The sequence below is a fragment of the Ruegeria sp. CDSC068 genome, from assembly GCF_059610545.1.
Genome location: NZ_JBXWNV010000001.1, coordinates 416554 through 434408 on the forward strand (window position 1 = coordinate 416554; position 17855 = coordinate 434408).

Annotated in this window: 15 protein-coding genes; 3 read left to right on the plus strand and 12 right to left on the minus strand. The window is 57.8% G+C overall.

Annotated elements, in window-relative coordinates; all coding sequences use genetic code 11:
• Position 1 precedes the first annotated feature (1 nt).
• From AC2FID_RS01960 to AC2FID_RS01980, 5 genes are all read right to left on the minus strand, one after another.
• The gene (locus AC2FID_RS01960; RefSeq protein WP_058273814.1) at positions 2-1147 is read right to left on the minus strand and encodes an HlyD family secretion protein; all 1146 of its coding nucleotides are present in this window, start codon (positions 1145-1147) and stop codon (positions 2-4) included.
• Positions 1148-1168: 21 nt separating this feature from the next.
• On the minus strand, positions 1169-1531 hold the full coding sequence (locus AC2FID_RS01965; RefSeq protein WP_113788976.1) for a DUF3302 domain-containing protein: 363 nt from the start codon (positions 1529-1531) through the stop codon (positions 1169-1171).
• 34 nt (positions 1532-1565) lie between these two features.
• The gene (locus AC2FID_RS01970) at positions 1566-2135 is read right to left on the minus strand and encodes a disulfide bond formation protein B (RefSeq protein ID WP_496835151.1); all 570 of its coding nucleotides are present in this window, start codon (positions 2133-2135) and stop codon (positions 1566-1568) included.
• 9 nt (positions 2136-2144) lie between these two features.
• Positions 2145-2300, minus strand: a complete 156-nt coding sequence (locus AC2FID_RS01975; protein WP_199528470.1) for a DUF5993 family protein — start codon at positions 2298-2300, stop codon at positions 2145-2147.
• Positions 2301-2415: 115 nt separating this feature from the next.
• On the minus strand, positions 2416-3177 hold the full coding sequence (locus AC2FID_RS01980; protein ID WP_496835153.1) for a DeoR/GlpR family DNA-binding transcription regulator: 762 nt from the start codon (positions 3175-3177) through the stop codon (positions 2416-2418).
• A gap of 193 nt (positions 3178-3370) precedes the next feature.
• Here AC2FID_RS01980 and glpD point away from each other — a divergent pair, with 193 nt between their 5' ends.
• Positions 3371-4963, plus strand: a complete 1593-nt coding sequence (glpD, locus tag AC2FID_RS01985) for a glycerol-3-phosphate dehydrogenase (protein WP_496835154.1) — start codon at positions 3371-3373, stop codon at positions 4961-4963.
• A 48-nt stretch (positions 4964-5011) separates the two neighbouring features.
• Here the strand turns inward: glpD and AC2FID_RS01990 are convergent, their stop codons facing one another.
• The 3 genes from AC2FID_RS01990 to metG all read right to left on the minus strand — a co-directional run bounded on the left by AC2FID_RS01990 (position 5012) and on the right by metG (position 11341).
• Positions 5012-8149: an efflux RND transporter permease subunit gene (locus AC2FID_RS01990; RefSeq protein ID WP_282151023.1), complete on the minus strand. Its 3138-nt coding sequence runs from the start codon at positions 8147-8149 to the stop codon at positions 5012-5014.
• Positions 8150-8152: 3 nt separating this feature from the next.
• Complete coding sequence (locus tag AC2FID_RS01995) at positions 8153-9319, minus strand: efflux RND transporter periplasmic adaptor subunit (RefSeq protein ID WP_472723606.1); 1167 nt, start codon at positions 9317-9319, stop codon at positions 8153-8155.
• Between the two features lie 276 nt (positions 9320-9595).
• Entirely contained in the window at positions 9596-11341 is a 1746-nt protein-coding gene (gene metG, locus AC2FID_RS02000) for a methionine--tRNA ligase (RefSeq protein ID WP_496835156.1), read from the minus strand.
• A gap of 256 nt (positions 11342-11597) precedes the next feature.
• Between metG and AC2FID_RS02005 the strand changes: the two genes are divergently transcribed.
• Both AC2FID_RS02005 and AC2FID_RS02010 read left to right on the plus strand, forming a co-directional pair.
• Positions 11598-12314 (plus strand): OB-fold-containig protein, encoded by a 717-nt coding sequence (locus AC2FID_RS02005; RefSeq protein ID WP_109312190.1) that lies wholly within the window; start codon positions 11598-11600, stop codon positions 12312-12314.
• Positions 12315-12349: 35 nt separating this feature from the next.
• Positions 12350-14020 (plus strand): flotillin family protein, encoded by a 1671-nt coding sequence (locus tag AC2FID_RS02010; RefSeq protein ID WP_496835158.1) that lies wholly within the window; start codon positions 12350-12352, stop codon positions 14018-14020.
• 33 nt (positions 14021-14053) lie between these two features.
• Here AC2FID_RS02010 and AC2FID_RS02015 read toward each other — a convergent pair whose 3' ends face one another.
• From AC2FID_RS02015 to AC2FID_RS02030, 4 genes are all read right to left on the minus strand, one after another.
• The gene (locus tag AC2FID_RS02015; RefSeq protein WP_496835160.1) at positions 14054-15277 is read right to left on the minus strand and encodes an MFS transporter; all 1224 of its coding nucleotides are present in this window, start codon (positions 15275-15277) and stop codon (positions 14054-14056) included.
• A gap of 80 nt (positions 15278-15357) precedes the next feature.
• A complete protein-coding gene (locus AC2FID_RS02020; RefSeq protein ID WP_496835162.1) occupies positions 15358-15954 on the minus strand; it encodes a YceI family protein in 597 nt (198 codons plus the stop codon).
• Positions 15951-17165, minus strand: a complete 1215-nt coding sequence (locus AC2FID_RS02025) for an MFS transporter (RefSeq protein WP_496835164.1) — start codon at positions 17163-17165, stop codon at positions 15951-15953. The genes AC2FID_RS02020 and AC2FID_RS02025 overlap by 4 nt, the downstream gene beginning before the upstream one ends.
• A gap of 62 nt (positions 17166-17227) precedes the next feature.
• On the minus strand, positions 17228-17848 hold the full coding sequence (locus AC2FID_RS02030; protein ID WP_496753760.1) for an ImuA family protein: 621 nt from the start codon (positions 17846-17848) through the stop codon (positions 17228-17230).
• Positions 17849-17855: the final 7 nt, after the last annotated feature.

A 17855-nucleotide genomic window follows, 5' to 3' on the forward strand; every position in this document is an offset into this window, starting at 1 on the left:
CTTAGATATCCAGTGGTCGAATGAAGTTGGCGAAGGAATAGAGGCGAATGTTGATCCGCCGCAGGAACTCAAAGCTTTTGCCCTGACCGGTATAAATCGCCACAGCCGCGTGACCACCGGCAGGGAAGGTGTGCCCGTCCGGGATATCGACCGAGATTTGCACGGCAATGCGTCCGGGAAGTTTTGGCAGCTCAAAGCCGGGCAGGCGGCCTGATGGCAGGTATTGTCCTTGTCGGGTTGCCCACCAGATCGCTTCGACTTTGCCGGTCAAAATTTCACCCGGATACAGATCAAGGGCGACTTCAACGGGTTGGCCAACTTCGACAAATTTCAGGTTCTGCTGTCGGTAGGTTGCAAGAATATAAGGGTTGTCCTTGGTGACAAAACTGGCAATGGCGCCCAGGCGGATATCGCCGACGACCAGACCCGGACGCGCCTGTTGGGACACGATCATGCCGTCTTCGGGGGCGTAGATCGTTGTGTTGTCCAGAAAGTACTGGGCCTTGTCTAATTGCGCTTGTGCCTGAAGGATGCCGGTGTTCACGCCGTCAATCTGGGAATCCAGTGCAAGCTGAGCCTTTTCCAGATTTGCCGTGGCCTCTTTGACCTGCGCCTGATCCTCAGTCACCTGTTCGTTCCAGCGATCTAGCTCGTCCTGCCGCGCACCACCTGCGGGTACGAGGTTTTCGTATCGGGCTTGCTGCGTCTGTGCGTAGGCAAGTTGAGCGTTGGCACGCTCAATGGCTTCCCCTGCGGCAATGACGTCCTGTTCAAGGATCTTGGCGTTTTGCTCGGCCGCAACCAGCTGCGCTGTGGCTTCCTCAACCTCAAGCGCGAACACAGTGTCGTCGAACCGATACAGGGGATCGCCCTTTGTGACTTCGGTATTTGGCTCGACCAGTACCTCAGTCAATATCGTCGGTTCGGTCAGCCGTGGGACGATCTGGATGGTTGAGCGGACCACGTGGCTGTCGATGGAAAACGGCTGAAAGAACCGAAGGGCAACCAGAAATATCAGCAGCAGATGCGCGCCCACCCAGAAGGATACGATGCCCCACATGATGTTGAACTTCAGCCACTGGAACTTGAAGAAGATAAGCCAGACAAAAATGATGTAGAACAGCGTAATGCCGAGGGCGACAAACATATTTTGTAGTTTCCTTTGGCGTTAGCTCTTTTGCGTCTCTTCCGGATCCAGCGGGTCGCGGTATTCTTCCGTCAACTCACCACCCAAGCGCTTGATTTCTTTGCGAACCGCCTCACGCTCATCATCGGGCATGCGGCGGATATCGACCACCGTTCCATCGTGGAACGCCCAAATGAATGCATGGACCCAGGGAACGATGGCGAGAAACCCCATCCAGCCCATGATCTTGATAGCTTCGGCATGGGGGTGATTGCGTTTGATCGCAATGCGGCCCGGTAGTCCCATCACGAATAGAAACAGCGCCATGACGGCGGCCAGTAGCAAAATCAACGCAACAAATGTCAGGTAGTCGTAATAGCCCAGTGGCTGCCCAAGTAACCCCATGTTTGTGCCTCTGTTCGGGAAGGTTATCCCATCCTCAGTTGTTGGAGCCCAGTTCGTCAATCACTTTGTAGCTGGTTGGCGGGTCGGCGCAAATGCCAGGACCACATTCAAGCAGTGTCGAACCGGCATTCAGAACAGCCAGACCAAGCATGATGAAGAAGGCAGTTTTGGCCAAGGTGCTTCCACCGAAACGAGGCTGATCCGAAGTGTCGTCAGCGTATTGGCGATCAAACAGCAGCATAACCGCTGTGCCCAGCAGGATCAGAAAAAAACAAATGGCCGCCCACGTGTAATAGTGCAGCCCCAACACGGGCGAGCCGTAATGACCCGTGCCGGGAACGATATGCAGAAGGATCTGGCGCACCGATACGCTGCCGCCATAAAGCGCTGCGATTAACATCAACGCATAGTGCTGCGGCCGCGCGCCGTATAGCAGGTTCAAGCCCAGCCCAACGCCCACGGCGACAAAGCCAACGCGTTGCAGCAGGCAAAGTGGACAGGGCAGCTCGTAAAGCGTCAGTTGGTAAACAAAGGCCAAAAGCAGCACTAGACTGACGGCCAGCATGCCCATGGCGTTCAGGGTTCGGGACAATTCTGGTGTCATCATCGCCCCCTACAACTGAATTGTCAGTTGACTGGTGGCGTGGAATTTCAGCCAGTACACACTCAACGCCAGCGTGAAGAAAAATAGAGCATTGGCTGCCGTTGTTTGTCGAAAATAATTCAGCCCCATGGTGGCTGTAAGTAACGCAAATAAAAGCGCTATCATGGCCCGGTTCTCCCCTTCCGTGCAACGACCGCAATATCGCGATACTGTCAGGCACTGGGAGGTCTGGCAAGAAAACTCTTACCCAGTTCACCTTTTAGGAGAACTACTTAGGGGGTTATTGGCACACGCGAAGGTCGGTCTTCCACGCCTGACACCTCTTGCTTAGGCGGTCCGTCAGAGGCCGGTCGGTGTAGAACGTGTCGATCTCAGCCAATGAGGTGATACGCGCGGGGGCTACACGCTGAAACTTTGAATGATCGGCAACAAGAAAGGTGCGCCGTGTCTGGGCCAGGATCGTCTGGCTCACTTGGACCTCTTGAAAGTCGAAATCCAGTAGGTCGCCATCGGCATCAAGTGCCGAGCAGCCGATAACCGCATAATCGAATTTGAAGTGCCGGATGGTTGAGACCGTCAGATTGCCGACCAGGCCGCCATCCGATCTGCGCAGGACACCACCCGCGACGACGATTTCGCAATCGGCGTTCTCCGCCAATATATTGGCGACATTCATGTTGTTGGTGACGACCATCAGGTTCTTGTGGTTCACCAATTGGCGTGCAACCGCCTCGGTCGAAGTACCGATGTTCATGAAAACCGACGCGCCGTCCGGGATGTCTCGGGCGCAGGCCGACGCAATACGCGCTTTGGCCTCATCGTTCAGGGCGCGGCGATCCTCATAGCCAATATTGGAAACGCCCGAGCGAATTACGGCCCCGCCATGAACCCGGTCCAGCTTCCCCAGATCCGCCAGCTCAGACAAGTCGCGGCGTATAGTCTGAACCGTGACCCCGAACTGAGCGGCCAGGTCATCCACCATCACACGGCCATCCTTTCTGGCGATGTTCAGAATGTCTGACTGACGAAAGGAAAGGGACATGATCGGCTCCGAAACGGTGTGGGTTCGTTTTTGTTCTAGTTTCGAAGGGTTTCCAAGAGATCTGTTTGGCCACACTTTTGAAACACTTCGATTTGTGGTGATAAAACGAAAAAAAACGAAAGTAAACATTGACGAAACGCGCGTTCATCGGGTTAATGACCCCGGTTTTTCAAACAAAGAGAATCATCCGGACATGGAACGGCACACGGACAAGGTCACGGACCTTTTCATCATTGGTGGTGGGATTAACGGGTGCGGAATAGCGCGCGATGCGGCCGGGCGCGGATTGTCCGTGACATTGGCCGAGATGAACGATCTTGCTTCGGCGACGTCATCGGCCTCGACCAAGCTGTTTCATGGCGGCTTGCGGTATCTGGAGTATTTCGAATTCCGTCTGGTGCGCGAGGCGTTGATCGAGCGTGAAACACTACTGCGGGCGATGCCGCATATCAGCTGGCCGATGCGGTTTGTATTGCCGTATCACAAGGATATGCGGTTCGATTCTGAAACGCCGACCTCGCGACTTCTCAGCACAGTAATGCCTTGGATGAAGGGACGGCGCCCGGCGTGGCTGATCCGTCTGGGTCTGTTTATGTATGACCATCTGGGGGGGCGCAAAATCCTGCCGGGGACAAGCTCACTGGATCTGCAAAGCGCGCCGGAAGGCGGGCCGTTGCAGAACAAGTTTCACACAGCCTACGAGTATTCCGATTGCTGGATCGAGGATTCACGGTTGGTTGTGCTGAATGCCCGCGATGCCGAGGCACGCGGGGCGAATATCCTGGTACGGACCGAAGTTCTGGCGGCCAAACGCGTCGATGATCTGTGGGAGATCACCATCCGCGATAAGCAGAGCGGCGAAACGCGGATGGTGCAGGCCAAAATGCTGATCAACGCGGGTGGCCCCTGGGTTGGGGACATCATCCAGACCAAGATCCACATCAACTCTCGTGAAGGTGTGCGGCTGGTGCGCGGCAGCCATATCGTGACGCCAAAGCTCTATGATCACGACAAGTGCTATTTCTTCCAAGGCGAGGACGGGCGCATCATCTTCGCCATTCCGTATGAGCGCGATTTTACGCTGATCGGCACAACGGACCAGGATCACCCAGACCCGGCAGAGCCCCCGATCTGTACGGAGACCGAGCAGGACTATCTGTGCGCATTTGCATCGAAGTATTTCCAGAAACCGGTTACACGCGATGACATCGTGTGGACCTATTCTGGTGTGCGTCCGTTGTATGACGACGGGGCCAGCAGCGCCACTGCGGCGACGCGGGATTATACCCTGAAAGTTGACGCGCAGGGTGGGGCGCCTGTGCTGAATGTGTTTGGTGGCAAGATCACCACCTATCGGCGTCTCGCCGAGAGTGCGATGGACAAAGTGTCCGAGCATTTCCCCGATCTTCCCGGCCCCTGGACTGCAGGCGTTTCGCTTCCGGGCGGTGATTTTCCGGTTGGTGGCGTACCGGATTTGGTCGAGGCACTGTTGGCCGACTACCCGTTTCTGGACCGTGTCTGGGCGCAACGTCTGGTTCGCGCCTATGGCACTGAGGCCAAGACAATTTTGGGCGACGCCAAGTCCGTATCGGATCTGGGCGATGACTTCGGTGCAACGCTAACCGCGCGGGAACTGGCGTGGCTGATGAATAAGGAATATGCGCGCACGGCCGAAGATGCTGTCTGGCGCAGAAACAAGATGGGCCTGCGGTTAAGTGCCGAGCAGATCGCTGACATTCAAGGCTGGATGGATCGCAAAACCGAACCCGTCGCAGTGAACGCCTGACCAAAGAAGTAAAAAGCCCCGCCAGTTTGGCGGGGCTGTTGTTTTGGATCACGCGGCCTCTTCTGATGGGCCCGGATCGTCTTTGGTTCCCTTGATCCATTCCCGCATCCCCTGCAGCAGGGCGTAAAGGACCGGCACTAGGATCACGCCGACCAGAGTAGCTGCCAGCATCCCGCCGAACACGGCGACACCGATGGCTTTCTGGCTGGCGGCACCCGCGCCGCTGGCCGCCAGAAGCGGCACAACACCCAAGAGGAAGGACAGGGCCGTCATCATCACCGCACGGAAACGCTGAAAGGCGGCCTCGGCTGCGGCGTCTTTGACCGACAATCCCTTGGCGCGTTGCTCCATCGCGAATTCAACGATCAGGATGCCGTTCTTCGAGGCCAAACCCACAAGCATGATCATCCCGATCTGCGTATAGAGGTTGATGTCGCTGCCCACGATAGCCACGGCCGCCACCGCCCCGAACAAGGCGACGATCACCGATAGCAGGATCGACACAGGCAAGGTCCAACTCTCGTATTGCCCTACAAGGAAGAGGTATCCGAACAGGATCGCCAGACCGAGGATGATCACTACCAGACCACCGGTCGCCAATTGCTGCTGCGCGGTCCCGGTCCATTCAAAGGCATAGCCCGGGGGCAGGGCAGTCGTGGACTCCTCGGTCATGACATTGATCGCGTCACCAGTGGATAACCCAGGCGCCGGAACCGCCGTTACTGTCGCCGAACGGAACAGGTTGTGACGTTTCAGCAGGACCGGACCCAGTACGTTTTCGACATCAATGAGCGTACCCAGAGGCACCATCTCACCCTTGGTCGAGCGCACATACAGGTTCGAGATATCGTCGACATTATCGCGATAAGAACCGTCGGCCTGAATCATCACGCGATACACGCGCCCGAACAGGTTGAAGTCGTTCACATAGTAGGACCCCAACTGCGCCTGCATCGTCTGGAACACCTCAGCCACCGAGACTTGCAGCGTCTTGGCCTTTTCGCGGTCCAGATCCACGAACAACTGAGGAACGTTGGCCCGGAAGGTGGTATAAGCCTGACCGATTTCTGGTCGTTGGTTGGCCGAATAGACGAATGAACCAACTGCAGACGCCAGATCCTGAGGCGTACCGCCTCCGGTCTGCTGCACTTCCATCTCCACACCGGCCGAGTTGCCCAGGCCTTGAATGGGTGGTGGGTTGAACGCGATTATCGATGCGGCGGTTTCACCATAGGCAATCGCCAGCACTTTCTGCAGGATTGCATCAGCGCTCAGGTCATCCTCTTTCCGTTCGTCCCAGTTGTCGAGGTTCACAAAGATCGCGGCGCCGTTTGTCGTCGTACCGTTCAGGATTGAGAACCCGTTGATCAGAACTGTGCTTGCGACGCCGGGGATCTGTTGGATCTGGGCGTCGACACGTGCAGTGACCGTTTCGGTCCGTTCCAACGTCGCAGCGTCTGGCAGTTGTACATCCACGAACAGATATCCGTTGTCTTCCAGCGGAAGGAAACCACTGGACGTGTTGGACATGATCGTGCCCGTGCCCATGGCCAGCGCGACAATAATCCCCAGACCGATGATCGGAAGGATCAGCAATTTGCGTACGATGGCGACATAGCCACTGCGAACGCTGCCGATGAAGTTTTCGAACACCGCCAACAGCCCTTTCGGCGGGCCGGATCGTGCTTTCAGAACCAAGCCGCACAAGGCAGGCGACAGCGTCAACGCGTTGATCGACGAGATCACAACAGCGGTCGAGATTGTCACGGCGAACTGCGAATAAAGCCGTCCCGAGATGCCGGGCATAAAGGTGACAGGCACGAATACCGCCAACAGAACCAGCGTGGTTGCAATAACCGGACCGGTGATCTGCCCCATGGCCTTGCGCGTTGCCTCAGCCGGTGGAAGCCCTTCGTCGGCGATGATCCGTTCGACGTTTTCGACCACAACGATTGCGTCATCCACCACAATCCCGATGGCCAGTACCAGGGCGAACAAAGAGATCGTGTTCAGCGACATACCGAAAAGCAGCAAGAACGCGAATGTCCCGATCAACGACACGGGGATCGCAACCGCCGGAATGATCGTCGCGCGCCAGCTTCCAAGGAAGACAAACACCACCGAGATCACAAGGATGAAGGTCAGGATCAGGGTCGAGACCACGTCATTCAGCGACTGTTTGACAAAGTCTGTGGTGTTGAAAGGTACGGCGTATTCCACATCCGTCGGGAAGGTTCGGGACAATCGCTCAAGCTCGGCCTCGACACGGTCCGACACGGCCAGCGCATTCGCGCCAGGGGCCTGATAAATGCCGATTACCGTGGCCGGGACACTGTCGAAATAGCCCGAAGCCGCATAATATTCTGCACCCAGCTCGACCCGCGCGATGTCCTTGACCCGTACGATTGAACCGGCATCCCCGGTTCGGATGACAATGTCGCCGAACTCTGCGGCCGAGGTCAGGCGGCCCTTGGTTTTGATCGTGTATTGAAAGGTCTGCCCTTCCGGGACCGGAGGAGCGCCGATGGAACCGGCCGAAACTTCGACGTTTTGTTCCCGAATTGCATTGATCACGTCACCCGGAGTGATGGACAAAGCAGCCATCTGATCCGGGTCCATCCAGATCCGCATGGCGTACTCCAGATTGGTCAGAACGTCGGCTTTACCCACACCCTGAACACGCGCCAGCGCGTCTTTCAGGTTGATCGAAGCATAGTTTGATAGAAAGACACTGTCATAAGTCTCATTCGGCGAGGTCAGCGTCACCAGCAACAGCATGTTGGTGGATGCTTTTTGAGTTACCACACCAGATGAGGTCACTTCGGCAGGCAAGGACGACATGGCCTGAGCCACGCGGTTCTGCACGTTGACTGAGGCGATGTCCGGGTCGGTGCCCACTTCGAATGTGACGTTGAGCGAATAGGATCCGTTATCTGCCGAGGTCGACGTCATGTAGATCATGTCGTCCACACCGTTGACCTGCGCCTCGATCGGTGCGGCGACGGTGTTTTCCACGGTTTCGGCGTTGGCGCCAGTGTAGGTAGTCGTCACGCTGACCACCGGTGGCGTAATGTCCGGGAACTGAGCGACCGGCAGAACCAAATAGCCGATGCCGCCCATGATCGTTAGGACCAGCGAAATAACTAGGGCCAGCTTGGGCCGGCTAATGAACAGGGCTGAGAACATCCGTTATTCTCCCGGCTGTTCAGAGGCGACGACGGCATCTACCGCGACGCCCGGACGAACCCGCTGCAGGCCCTCAACGATCACGCTTTCACCTTCGCGCAGACCATCTGTCACAATAATCGCGGTCCCAACCACGTCGCCCGTCGTGATATAGCGCTGTTCCACCATTTGCTTGTCATTCACCACCAGCACGAACTCACCGCGCTGATCGCGTTGCAATGCGGCCTGAGGGACCAGCACCTGAAGGGTCGGTTCCAATGCCTCGATTTGAACACTCAGGAATTGGCCGTCGATGATAAACCGATCGGCATTGGGGAACTCGGCGCGCATGGTGATCGCGCCCGTCAATGGATCAATGCGGTTGTCCACAAAAACAATCTCACCTGTTTCGTCGAGCTTGGTTCCGTTGGGCAGGGTCAGGTGTACATTCGGGCTTTTGTTGCTTTCAGCCAGTGAAGCTGCGCTCTCTCCAACCTGTTCGAGGACCGAGGTGAACTGCTTTTCGTTCAGCGAGAAATTTACATAAATCGGAGCTTCGCTTACCAGGTTGACGAGCGGAGGGTTTGTCGGTCCGACAACGTCGCCTACGCTTGTTTCCACACGTCCAATCCGCCCGTCAAATGGCGCGTGGATCTCGGTGTAACTCAGGTCCAACTCTGCTTGTTGGATGGCAGCGTGCGCGGCCTTGACCTCGGCCTCGGCGACCAGTTCATTGGCGCGGGCGATGTCACGCTCGGACTCCGGGGTGGCATCGCGTTTGTACAGCTCTTCCTTTCGGGCCAGATCGACCTTGGCAAGCTCCAGATTGGCCTCGGCCCGGTCCAGATCGGCTTTCCGGGCCTCCAGGGTCGCCTCATAAAGATCGGGTTCGATGGTAAACAACAGGTCGTCTTTTTTGATAAGCGCACCGTCTTCCACATCCTGAGTTTCAAGAAAGCCGTTCACGCGGGCGACAATATCCACCTTGTTAATGGCCTCGGCGCGCCCGATGAACACGGCCTCATCGGTAATTTCTTCGGTATAGGCCGCTGCAATCGACACTTTCGGCGGCGGCGCGTCGCTTTGATCCTGCGCCAGCGCCGTGAACGAGGCGCCCAAACTAGTCAGTGCCGCGATGGCCAAGACCGGACCTCTGTGTCGGAAAAAGGAATTCTTTAATGCAAGGGACATGGCGGGCGCCTCATTAGACCTAAGGATATTGCGCCGGGGCGGCTCTGTTGCCTCGACGAGTCGTGCTGATTTCTTGGCAGGATGGCCGTTTTGGAACTTTATCTCAAGCTTCTTGAATGCGTCAGCCGGGTGGTGCGCCCGGAAATTATTCCGGTTTCAAGCGGACTTACGCCAAGATCCTATGGAGTTTTGGCGCCCAAACCCGGTTTTTGCCCCATTTCAAATGAAAACGGAGGCCAAATGGCCTCCGTAACTATGGTGTTGTGATCCAAAATCTCAGTCGCGCTGCCCCGCGAACCTGGATTGCCAGTCTTCGCGTTGTTCGTCCGTGATCTTGGCGAACAGAACGTCCGGCACCGTGAACGCGTGACCGGCGGGCAGGGCGTCCAGCGCGGCCGCAACATCGTCGGGCCAACTGGTGTCCAAAGTGTTCATTGCGCTTAGCATCTTGGCCGAGGCTTCAGGGATGAACGGTGCGCTGAGTACGGCGTAGAGGCGGATCAGATTCAGGCCCAGACGTACCTGAGCGGCGGCCTGTTCAGGGTCTTCCTTGAAGGTCGACCATGGTGCGGCGGCCTGCAGGTATTCATTTCCTGCAACCCAGATCGCACGCAGTTCCTGCGCGGATTTGCGAACCTCCATCGCCTCCATATGCGCTTCATAGGCTCGGACGCGTTTGGACAGCTCATCAATCAGCGCGTGTTCGCGGTCGCCATAAGCACCGCCTTCAGGAACTGCCTCACCAAGCTTAGATCGGCAAAACTTTGTAATGCGGCTGACAAAATTACCCAGAACATCCGCGAGGTCCTTGTTCACCGACTGCTGGAAGTTCTCCCACGTGAATTCGCTGTCGCTGCTTTCTGGTGCATGGCTCAGCAGCCACCAGCGCCAGTAGTCGGCCGGCAGGATTTCCAGCGCCTGATCCATGAACACGCCACGGCCCTGGCTGGTCGAGAACTGACCACCATCGTAGTTCAGGTAGTTGAACGACTTGATATAGTCGACAAGCTTCCAGCGTTCGGATGATCCAGAATCTTCGTTGTATGTGTTGGTGCCCAAAATCGTCGCCGGGAAGGAAAGGGTGTGGAAGGGCACGTTGTCTTTGCCCATGAACTGGACATAGCGGACATCATCCGCACCTTTGTCGGTGCGCCACCAGCGCTCCCAGTCGGCGTCGGTCCTGCCGTTGGCATCCGCCCATTCCTTGGCGCAGGCGATGTATTCGATCGGCGCGTCGAACCAGACGTAAAAGACTTTGCCCTCCATGCCGGGCCAGTCCTGATCGCCCTTCTTGACCGGTACACCCCAGTCCAGATCGCGGGTGATGCCGCGGTCTTGCAGGCCGTCACCGTCATGCAGCCACTTCTTGGCAATCGAGGTGGTCAGGATCGGCCAATCTTTCTTGCTGTCGATCCACGCGTCCAGCTGATCTTTCATCGCCGATTGCCGCAGGTACAAGTGTTTGGTCTCGCGCACCTCCAGATCGGTCGATCCGGATATGGCCGAGCGCGGCTCGATCAGGTCGGTCGGATCCAACTGCTTGGTGCAGTTTTCACACTGGTCGCCCCGCGCACGTTCATAACCGCAATTGGGGCAGGTACCTTCAATGTAGCGGTCAGGAAGAAAGCGGCCATCGGCGTTGGAATAGACCTGTTTTTCGCTGACTTCGCGGATCAGCCCTGCATCGTCCAGCTTCCCGGCAAAATGCTGGGTCAGCGTCTTGTTCTGCTCGCTGGACGAGCGGCCAAAATGATCAAAGCTCATACCAAAACGCTTGGCGATGTCGGCCTGAACCTCATACATATCTGCGCAGTATTCAGCCACCGGCTTGCCCGCTTTCGCTGCGGCCAGCTCGGCAGGTGTGCCGTGTTCGTCCGTGGCGCACAGGAACATGACCTCGTTCCCCCGGCCACGCAGGTAGCGTGCGTACAGATCAGCCGGCAATTGCGAGCCGATCAGGTTACCGAGGTGCTTGATCCCGTTGATGTAAGGGATCGCTGAGGTGATGAGAATCCGAGCCATGTTCCGTTTCCGCGTAACTGTCTGCGCGCCCGTCTACATTATGTAACCGGCCAGCAAAACCCCGGCTTTGGTTCGGACGTCATTTTAGGCACGGGTCGCCGGGAAAATCGGCCTGAGTTGCAGCCTTGGATTGCACCGTATTCACCGCATGCAATACCTCAGAGTTGTAAATTAGAATCACAAACTCTTGAATTTCCGCAATGACTTCCCATCTGTAATGTATACCACAGTATACAATAACGAGGGCAAACAACTGATGTTCGACTTTCTGCTTGAGGGTGCATTTGTACCCTTCACTTTGGCGCTTGCGCTTCTGTTCGGCCTGCTTGTGCTGGAACTGATCGCATTGGTCCTGGGTGGAAGCCTTATGGCGGGCGAGGGCGATGTCGATTTGGATGTTGTGGATGCCCCCGATCTGGATGTCGGTGATTTCGGTCTGGATATTGATGCCGACATGGATCTGGGCGATTTCGAATTGGCCGAGATCGAGGCAGACGCGCCAGGCGCGGTCTCTGCGGGACCTTTGGCGTGGCTGGGGATCGGCAAAGTGCCGTTCATGATCTGGTTGGTGGTTCTGCTGGCAGGCTTCGGTTTGTCCGGTATGGGCCTGCAACTGACGCTGCGCGACCTGCTGGGCTTTGACCTTCCGCCTTGGATGGCTGCGATTCCCGCCGGTGCCTTTGGCCTGTGGTTTGCACGTGGCTTTGGCGGCATCTTTGCTCGTCTGCTGCCCAAGACCGAGACCGAGGCGATGTCGGAACGCCTGCTTGCCCGTCGCCGTGGCGTGATCACCCAAGGTACCGCTTCGCGCGGACGCCCCGCCGAGGTGCGCGTCATGGATCGGTTTGGCAATACCCACTACCTGCGCGCCGAGCCGTTGCAGGACAAAGACACGCTTGAGCAGGGCACCGATGTGCTTGTGCTGCGCGACCGACGGCGCGACCGGTTCGTTCTGGTCGGCATGTCTGAATAACCAAAAATTTCTAACCCCATCACGGAGGATTTTGCATGGAACTTACATTCCTAGCCGTCACAGTTGTGACCATTCTGGCAGTAGTTTTGTTTATCGGCCTTGTGCTTGGCCGTCTTTACCGCCGCGCGACCCGAGAGATCAGCCTGGTGAAAACCGGTGCTGGCGGTAAGAAAGTCATCATGGATGGTGGCGTCATCGTCGTGCCGTTGCTGCACGAAGTCAGCCCCGTCAACATGAAAACCCTGCGCCTTGAAGTTCAGCGCAGCGGTGAGGCCGCTCTGATCACTAAGGACCGGATGCGCGTGGACGTGGGCGTCGAGTTCTACGTTTCTGTCATGGCGACAGAAGAGGGCATCGCACGTGCTGCGCAAACCCTTGGCGACCGTACATTCGACGTCGAACAGCTACGGGAAATGATCGAAGGCAAATTGATCGACGGTCTACGCGCTGTTGCGGCCCAGATGACGATGGACGGTCTGCACGAAAACCGCGCTGACTTTGTGCAGGAAGTGCAGAATGCGGTCTCCGAGGATCTGTTGAAGAACGGCTTGTCCTTGGAATCCGTTTCGTTGACCGCGTTGGACCAGACGCCGTTTGAGGCTCTGGACGAAAACAACGCCTTTAACGCTGTGGGTATGCGCAAGCTGGCCGAGGTCATTGCGACCTCAAAGAAAGAGCGCGCGCAGATTGATGCGGATGCCGAGGTCGAGGTGCGCCGTGCCGCTATGGAAGCTCAGCGTCAGAAGCTGTTGATCGAAAAGGACGAAGAGCAGGCGCGCATCGAGCAAACGCAGCAGATCGAAACGCTGCGCGTGGCGCAAGAGGCCGAGGTTGCAGCCCGGACCGAAGACTCGGTACGTGAAACCGAACGGGCACGGATCGGCCGTGAAGAAGCCATTCGCGCGGCAGACATCGAGCGTGAGCGTAAAATCCGCGAAGCCGAGATCTCGAAAGAGCGTGAACTGGAAGTCGCCGAGCAAGAGCGCCAGATCATCATCGCGCAGAAATCCGAAGAGGAAAGCCGCGCTCGTGCATCTGCCGATCTTGCCCGTGCCGAGGCAACCAAAGCGACCGAAGCCGTGGCGACCGCGCAGAAGGTGGCCGAGGCCGAGCGTATCAAGCAGATCGCACTGATCGAAGCCACACGTGAGGCCGAGCGTCAGGCAACCGCGATCCGACTGGCTGCGCAAGCTGACAAAGAGGCCGCTGCTGACCGCGCCGAAGCCCGCCGTGAAGAGGCGCAGGCCGAAGCGGACGCTCTGAACATTCGGGCTGAGGCCAAGAAAAACGACATGCTGGCCGAAGCCGAAGGTAAGCGTGCGATCGTCGAAGCAGATAACGTACTGTCAGTTGATCAGATCCGCATGAAGGTTGATTTGGCGCGGATCGAAACCATGCCGTCGATCATCGCGGAGATGGTTAAACCAGCTGAGAAGATCGACTCGATCAAGATCCATCAGGTTGGCGGTATCGGTGGCACCAATGGCGGCAGTGCATCGAGCGGTGACAAGCCGGTCGTTAATCAGGCTCTGGACTCGATTATGGGTATGGCCGTGCAGATGCCGGCGCTCAAGAAGCTGGGTGAAGAGCTGGGCCTGTCGATGGAAAACGGTGTCGGGGATGTCGTCAACGGTGCGCTTGAATCGACGGTTGAATCTGCCGAAGAAGGCGGCGTGATCGAAGAAGGATCGCGGACAGAGCACTAATCGAAAGGGGCCGGGGTTTTCCCGGCCCTTTTTTTATTGCTTTTCACGCGACCGTTTCAGCAAACGACCAATCGTAAACGACGTGCGTGGCGCGTAGACATAGTTGGTCCGCTCTTCGGGCGTCGGGCGTGAGCGCATTCGGGCCAGGCCAAAGATGATCAGGAAAACATGGCCGACAGCCACAAATGCAAACAGGGCTCCGGGTCCGAACTGCTGAATCAATGTTGATGAGATATAGGGTGAGGCTATCGCACCCAAAGCGAACCAGAACATCAGTGCCGCGGATAGCTCTACCCGTTCTTCTGCCGTTGCAAAATCGTTTGCATGAGCGGAAGAAACCGAGAAGATCGGGAAGGTTGTCAGGCCAAAGAAAACAGCGGCCAGCATGACGCCTGCCGTCCCCGTTCCGCTGGCCGCCATTGTGACACCGCTGCTGACGACCGCAGCAACGGACAGCCAGATAAGCACCCAACGCCTGTCATATTTGTCGGCCAGCCAGCCAACCGGGTACTGCGCCAGTGCACCACCCAATACGAATGATGCCAGGAAGAATGCGATTTGGTCCACGTCCAACCCAACTTCCTGACCGTAAACTGGGCCGACCATTCGGAAGGATGCAGAGCTGAGCGCAGCGACGATTACCCCTGCAACGGCCAGAGGCGAACTGCGCCAGGCCAATTTGGGTCTCAACCGAGGGGCGTCGGGTGTTTTTGGCTGACTGGCCCGTGTCAACGTCAGCGGCAACAGGGATGCACAACACAAAATAGCCAGCAAGTTGTACGACACGTAAGACGCAGGCGGAAGAACCGCGATGATCAACTGCGCGCACAAAGACGCGCCCATATCCGCGATGCGATATGTCCCCATGGCGCGGCCGCGCGTTTCGTTTGTGACTTTGGCGTTCAGCCATGCCTCGATCACCGTATAGGCCCCGGCGACACAGGTTCCGGATGCGACCCGAAGGGCTGCCCAGATGTACGGGTTTTCGGTCAACGTATGCCCAATAAGACCCATTGCACCCAAGGCCGTGCAGACCGCAAAAGCGCGCGAATGTCCGACACTGCCCATCAGGCGGGGGGACCACCAGCAGCCAATGAAGAAGCCAACAAAATGGGCCGAACCCAACATACCGATTTGTCCGGTCGTGAACTCAAGCGTGATGCCCGAGATCGCATCCAAAGGACCAACGCCGCCCGTCGAGAGCTGCAGAAGAATGACAGAAAGAAACAGGGCGGCAAAAGAAATGATCGTGCGCATAGTGCGCCCAGCATTACCCCATCAGCGAGCGTTGCGCGTGATAATTCGACCTCTGCGCGTCGTTTTTTGTCCTTTGGGTGTCAGGCCTTGCGGGTCAACTCGGCCCGGATGTTCAAAGACACGGTATCGGCGACCAGATCGGGATAGCCAGAGGCGCCGAATTCGTGGCGGTTCAACGCGCCCGACAGTCGAATTGACAATGCGTTCAGGTCATCAGCCTCGGTTCCGGGTTCGCGGTACAGATTGGCTTGCAGGGTCACCGGGCGTATGACCCCGCGTACCGTCAGGTCTCCGGTGATGGTTGCGCCCTCGGAAATGCGGCCTGTAGGGCCAAGCTGTATTCGGGTGGATTTGAACGTAATACTCGGAAATTCCTGCGCGTTTAGCACGCTTTTGCTTAGCATCGGGCCGCGGGCAAAAGGCAAGCGGGTGCGCGCCGCGGCTACATTCAGCACGACAGTGACACGGCTATTTTGCAACTGATCCGTGTCGACTCGAATATCTGCTGATTGGATCGGCATCGTGCCTGACTGCGCAACCCCCGAGAGCATGAAGGAAAATCCGACGGACGTCCCGGCTCGAGACAATTCATATTGGACCAACGCAGCATGAGTTGGCCGTGCCAACGGAAGGCTCGCCAGACCCGCAATCAGAAAGCGCCGCGTCAATGATCTCATGCCAAAACCTCTTGTCTGTGGGCGCGCGAGCGGCTGAGCAGAAACAGCAGAATTCCGATGTTCAGGCCGTTCCATAGAATGCCGTTTACGAAAGCCAGTTGGTAATTGCCGGTAACGTCGTAAATCCAGCCGGACATCCATCCCCCCAGCGCCATGCCCATGATCGTCATCATCATGACAAACCCCACGCGCGCGCCGGCCTCTCGCGGGGGCATATATTCGCGCACAACAAGGGCATAACCGGGAACGATGCCGCCTTGTGACAGGCCAAAAAGCAAGCTGATCAGGTAGAGTGAGACCATCCCGTCATAAGGCAAGAACAGGAACAGTGCGAGGCATTGCAGAACCGAGCCGATCAGAACCGTCAGGACGCCGCCAAGTTGATCAGCGACCATGCCTGATATGACTCGGCTGATCACACCTCCGAACAGCATTAGGGACAACATCTCGGCGCCGACTGTGGGTCCGTAACCCAGCCCGACGCAGTAGGACACGATATGCACCTGAGGCATCGACATCGCGACGCAGCACGAAATACCGGCCAGACCGAGGATGTATTGAAGTGCCCGGGGGGAAATGCCAACGGTGCGCGCCTTGATTTGTGCGGCCGACGCGGCGGTGCTGTGCGCCTCGGCCGGGACCTGTCGGCGCAACAGTAGAGACAGGGGGATCACGACCAGCAGCGTTATGACGGCCAGCGTCAGGTAGACCTGCTGCCAGCCGTCGCGCGCGAGTATGCCGGACAGCAATGTCGGCCAGATAGCCCCAGACAGGTAGTTTCCGCTTGCCACCAGACCCACAGCAATCCCGCGCCGTTTCATGAACCAGTGCGAGATGTCGGCGATCAATGGTCCAAAGCCGATGGATGCCCCGAGGCCCAACAGAAGATGTGCGACCGACAACATCACAATATTGGGCGCCAGTGTCGCCAGCAGATAGCTGGTCGCGCTGAGGATTGCGGCCCCGATCAGGGCTTTGGTCACGCCTAGCCGATCCACCAATTGCCCCATCCAAAAATTGCCAAGGGCGAACCCGATCATGGCCAATGTGTAAGGCATCGCGGCCTCGGCGCGTCCGGCGTTGAATTGGGTTTCGATGGCGGGCATCACAACGATGACGGCCCACATTCCCACATTGGCCACGGTTGCGATGATCAAAGTGATCGCAAGTCGCAGCCAGGAGTATCGGCTATCGTGGATCGCGTGGCTCATCCTGAAACGCTAGGGCTCGGCCTGTGCTTTGGCCAGTCACAAACCCCGTGAGGGGCGCGTGATCACACGGGTGTGTCTTCTGTGGCGATCTGTTGCAGGTGCAGACCGGCGCGCGGTTTGGTCTGCGTGGCATGCCAGCTGACCGGGGGCAGGGCGCGGGCGCGGCGGCGGGTCAGGGTCCAGCGCCGGGCCTCCCCCTGATGGTTTGCGGCCATGTGCCAGCGCGTCTCCACCCCCTGTGCACCACCGTCACCGGGGGTCAGCAGCACCCCAAGCGGAGCCCGCCCCATCGCACCACCCTGTTCTGCGGCCAGATGCATGCGCCGCACTGGCGTCAGCCCCGGCGCGCCCGGCAGATCACCGACAACCAAAGGCATGGCCGCGCTGCGCAGGGCCTCTTCTACGCACCACAGCAGGTCTTCGGACCGGGTCGGGCGCACAAAGATGAACCGGGCGGGATCGGCAAAGGCCATCATGCCATCGGGGTTAAGCTGGCCGGGCTCCCATGCGGGCGCGATCCACAGCACCGGCCCCTGCATCTGTCCCGCCAGCCACATGGCAAAGCTGCGCCGGGCGGGGCCGCAGGCCTCGTGTACGCGGGCCAGTTGCAGTCTGATCTGCGGATGAAGATCTATCCCCGGCACCTCACGTGCGGGTTTGCGGCCAAGAAGATGTGTAGACATGCTGTCA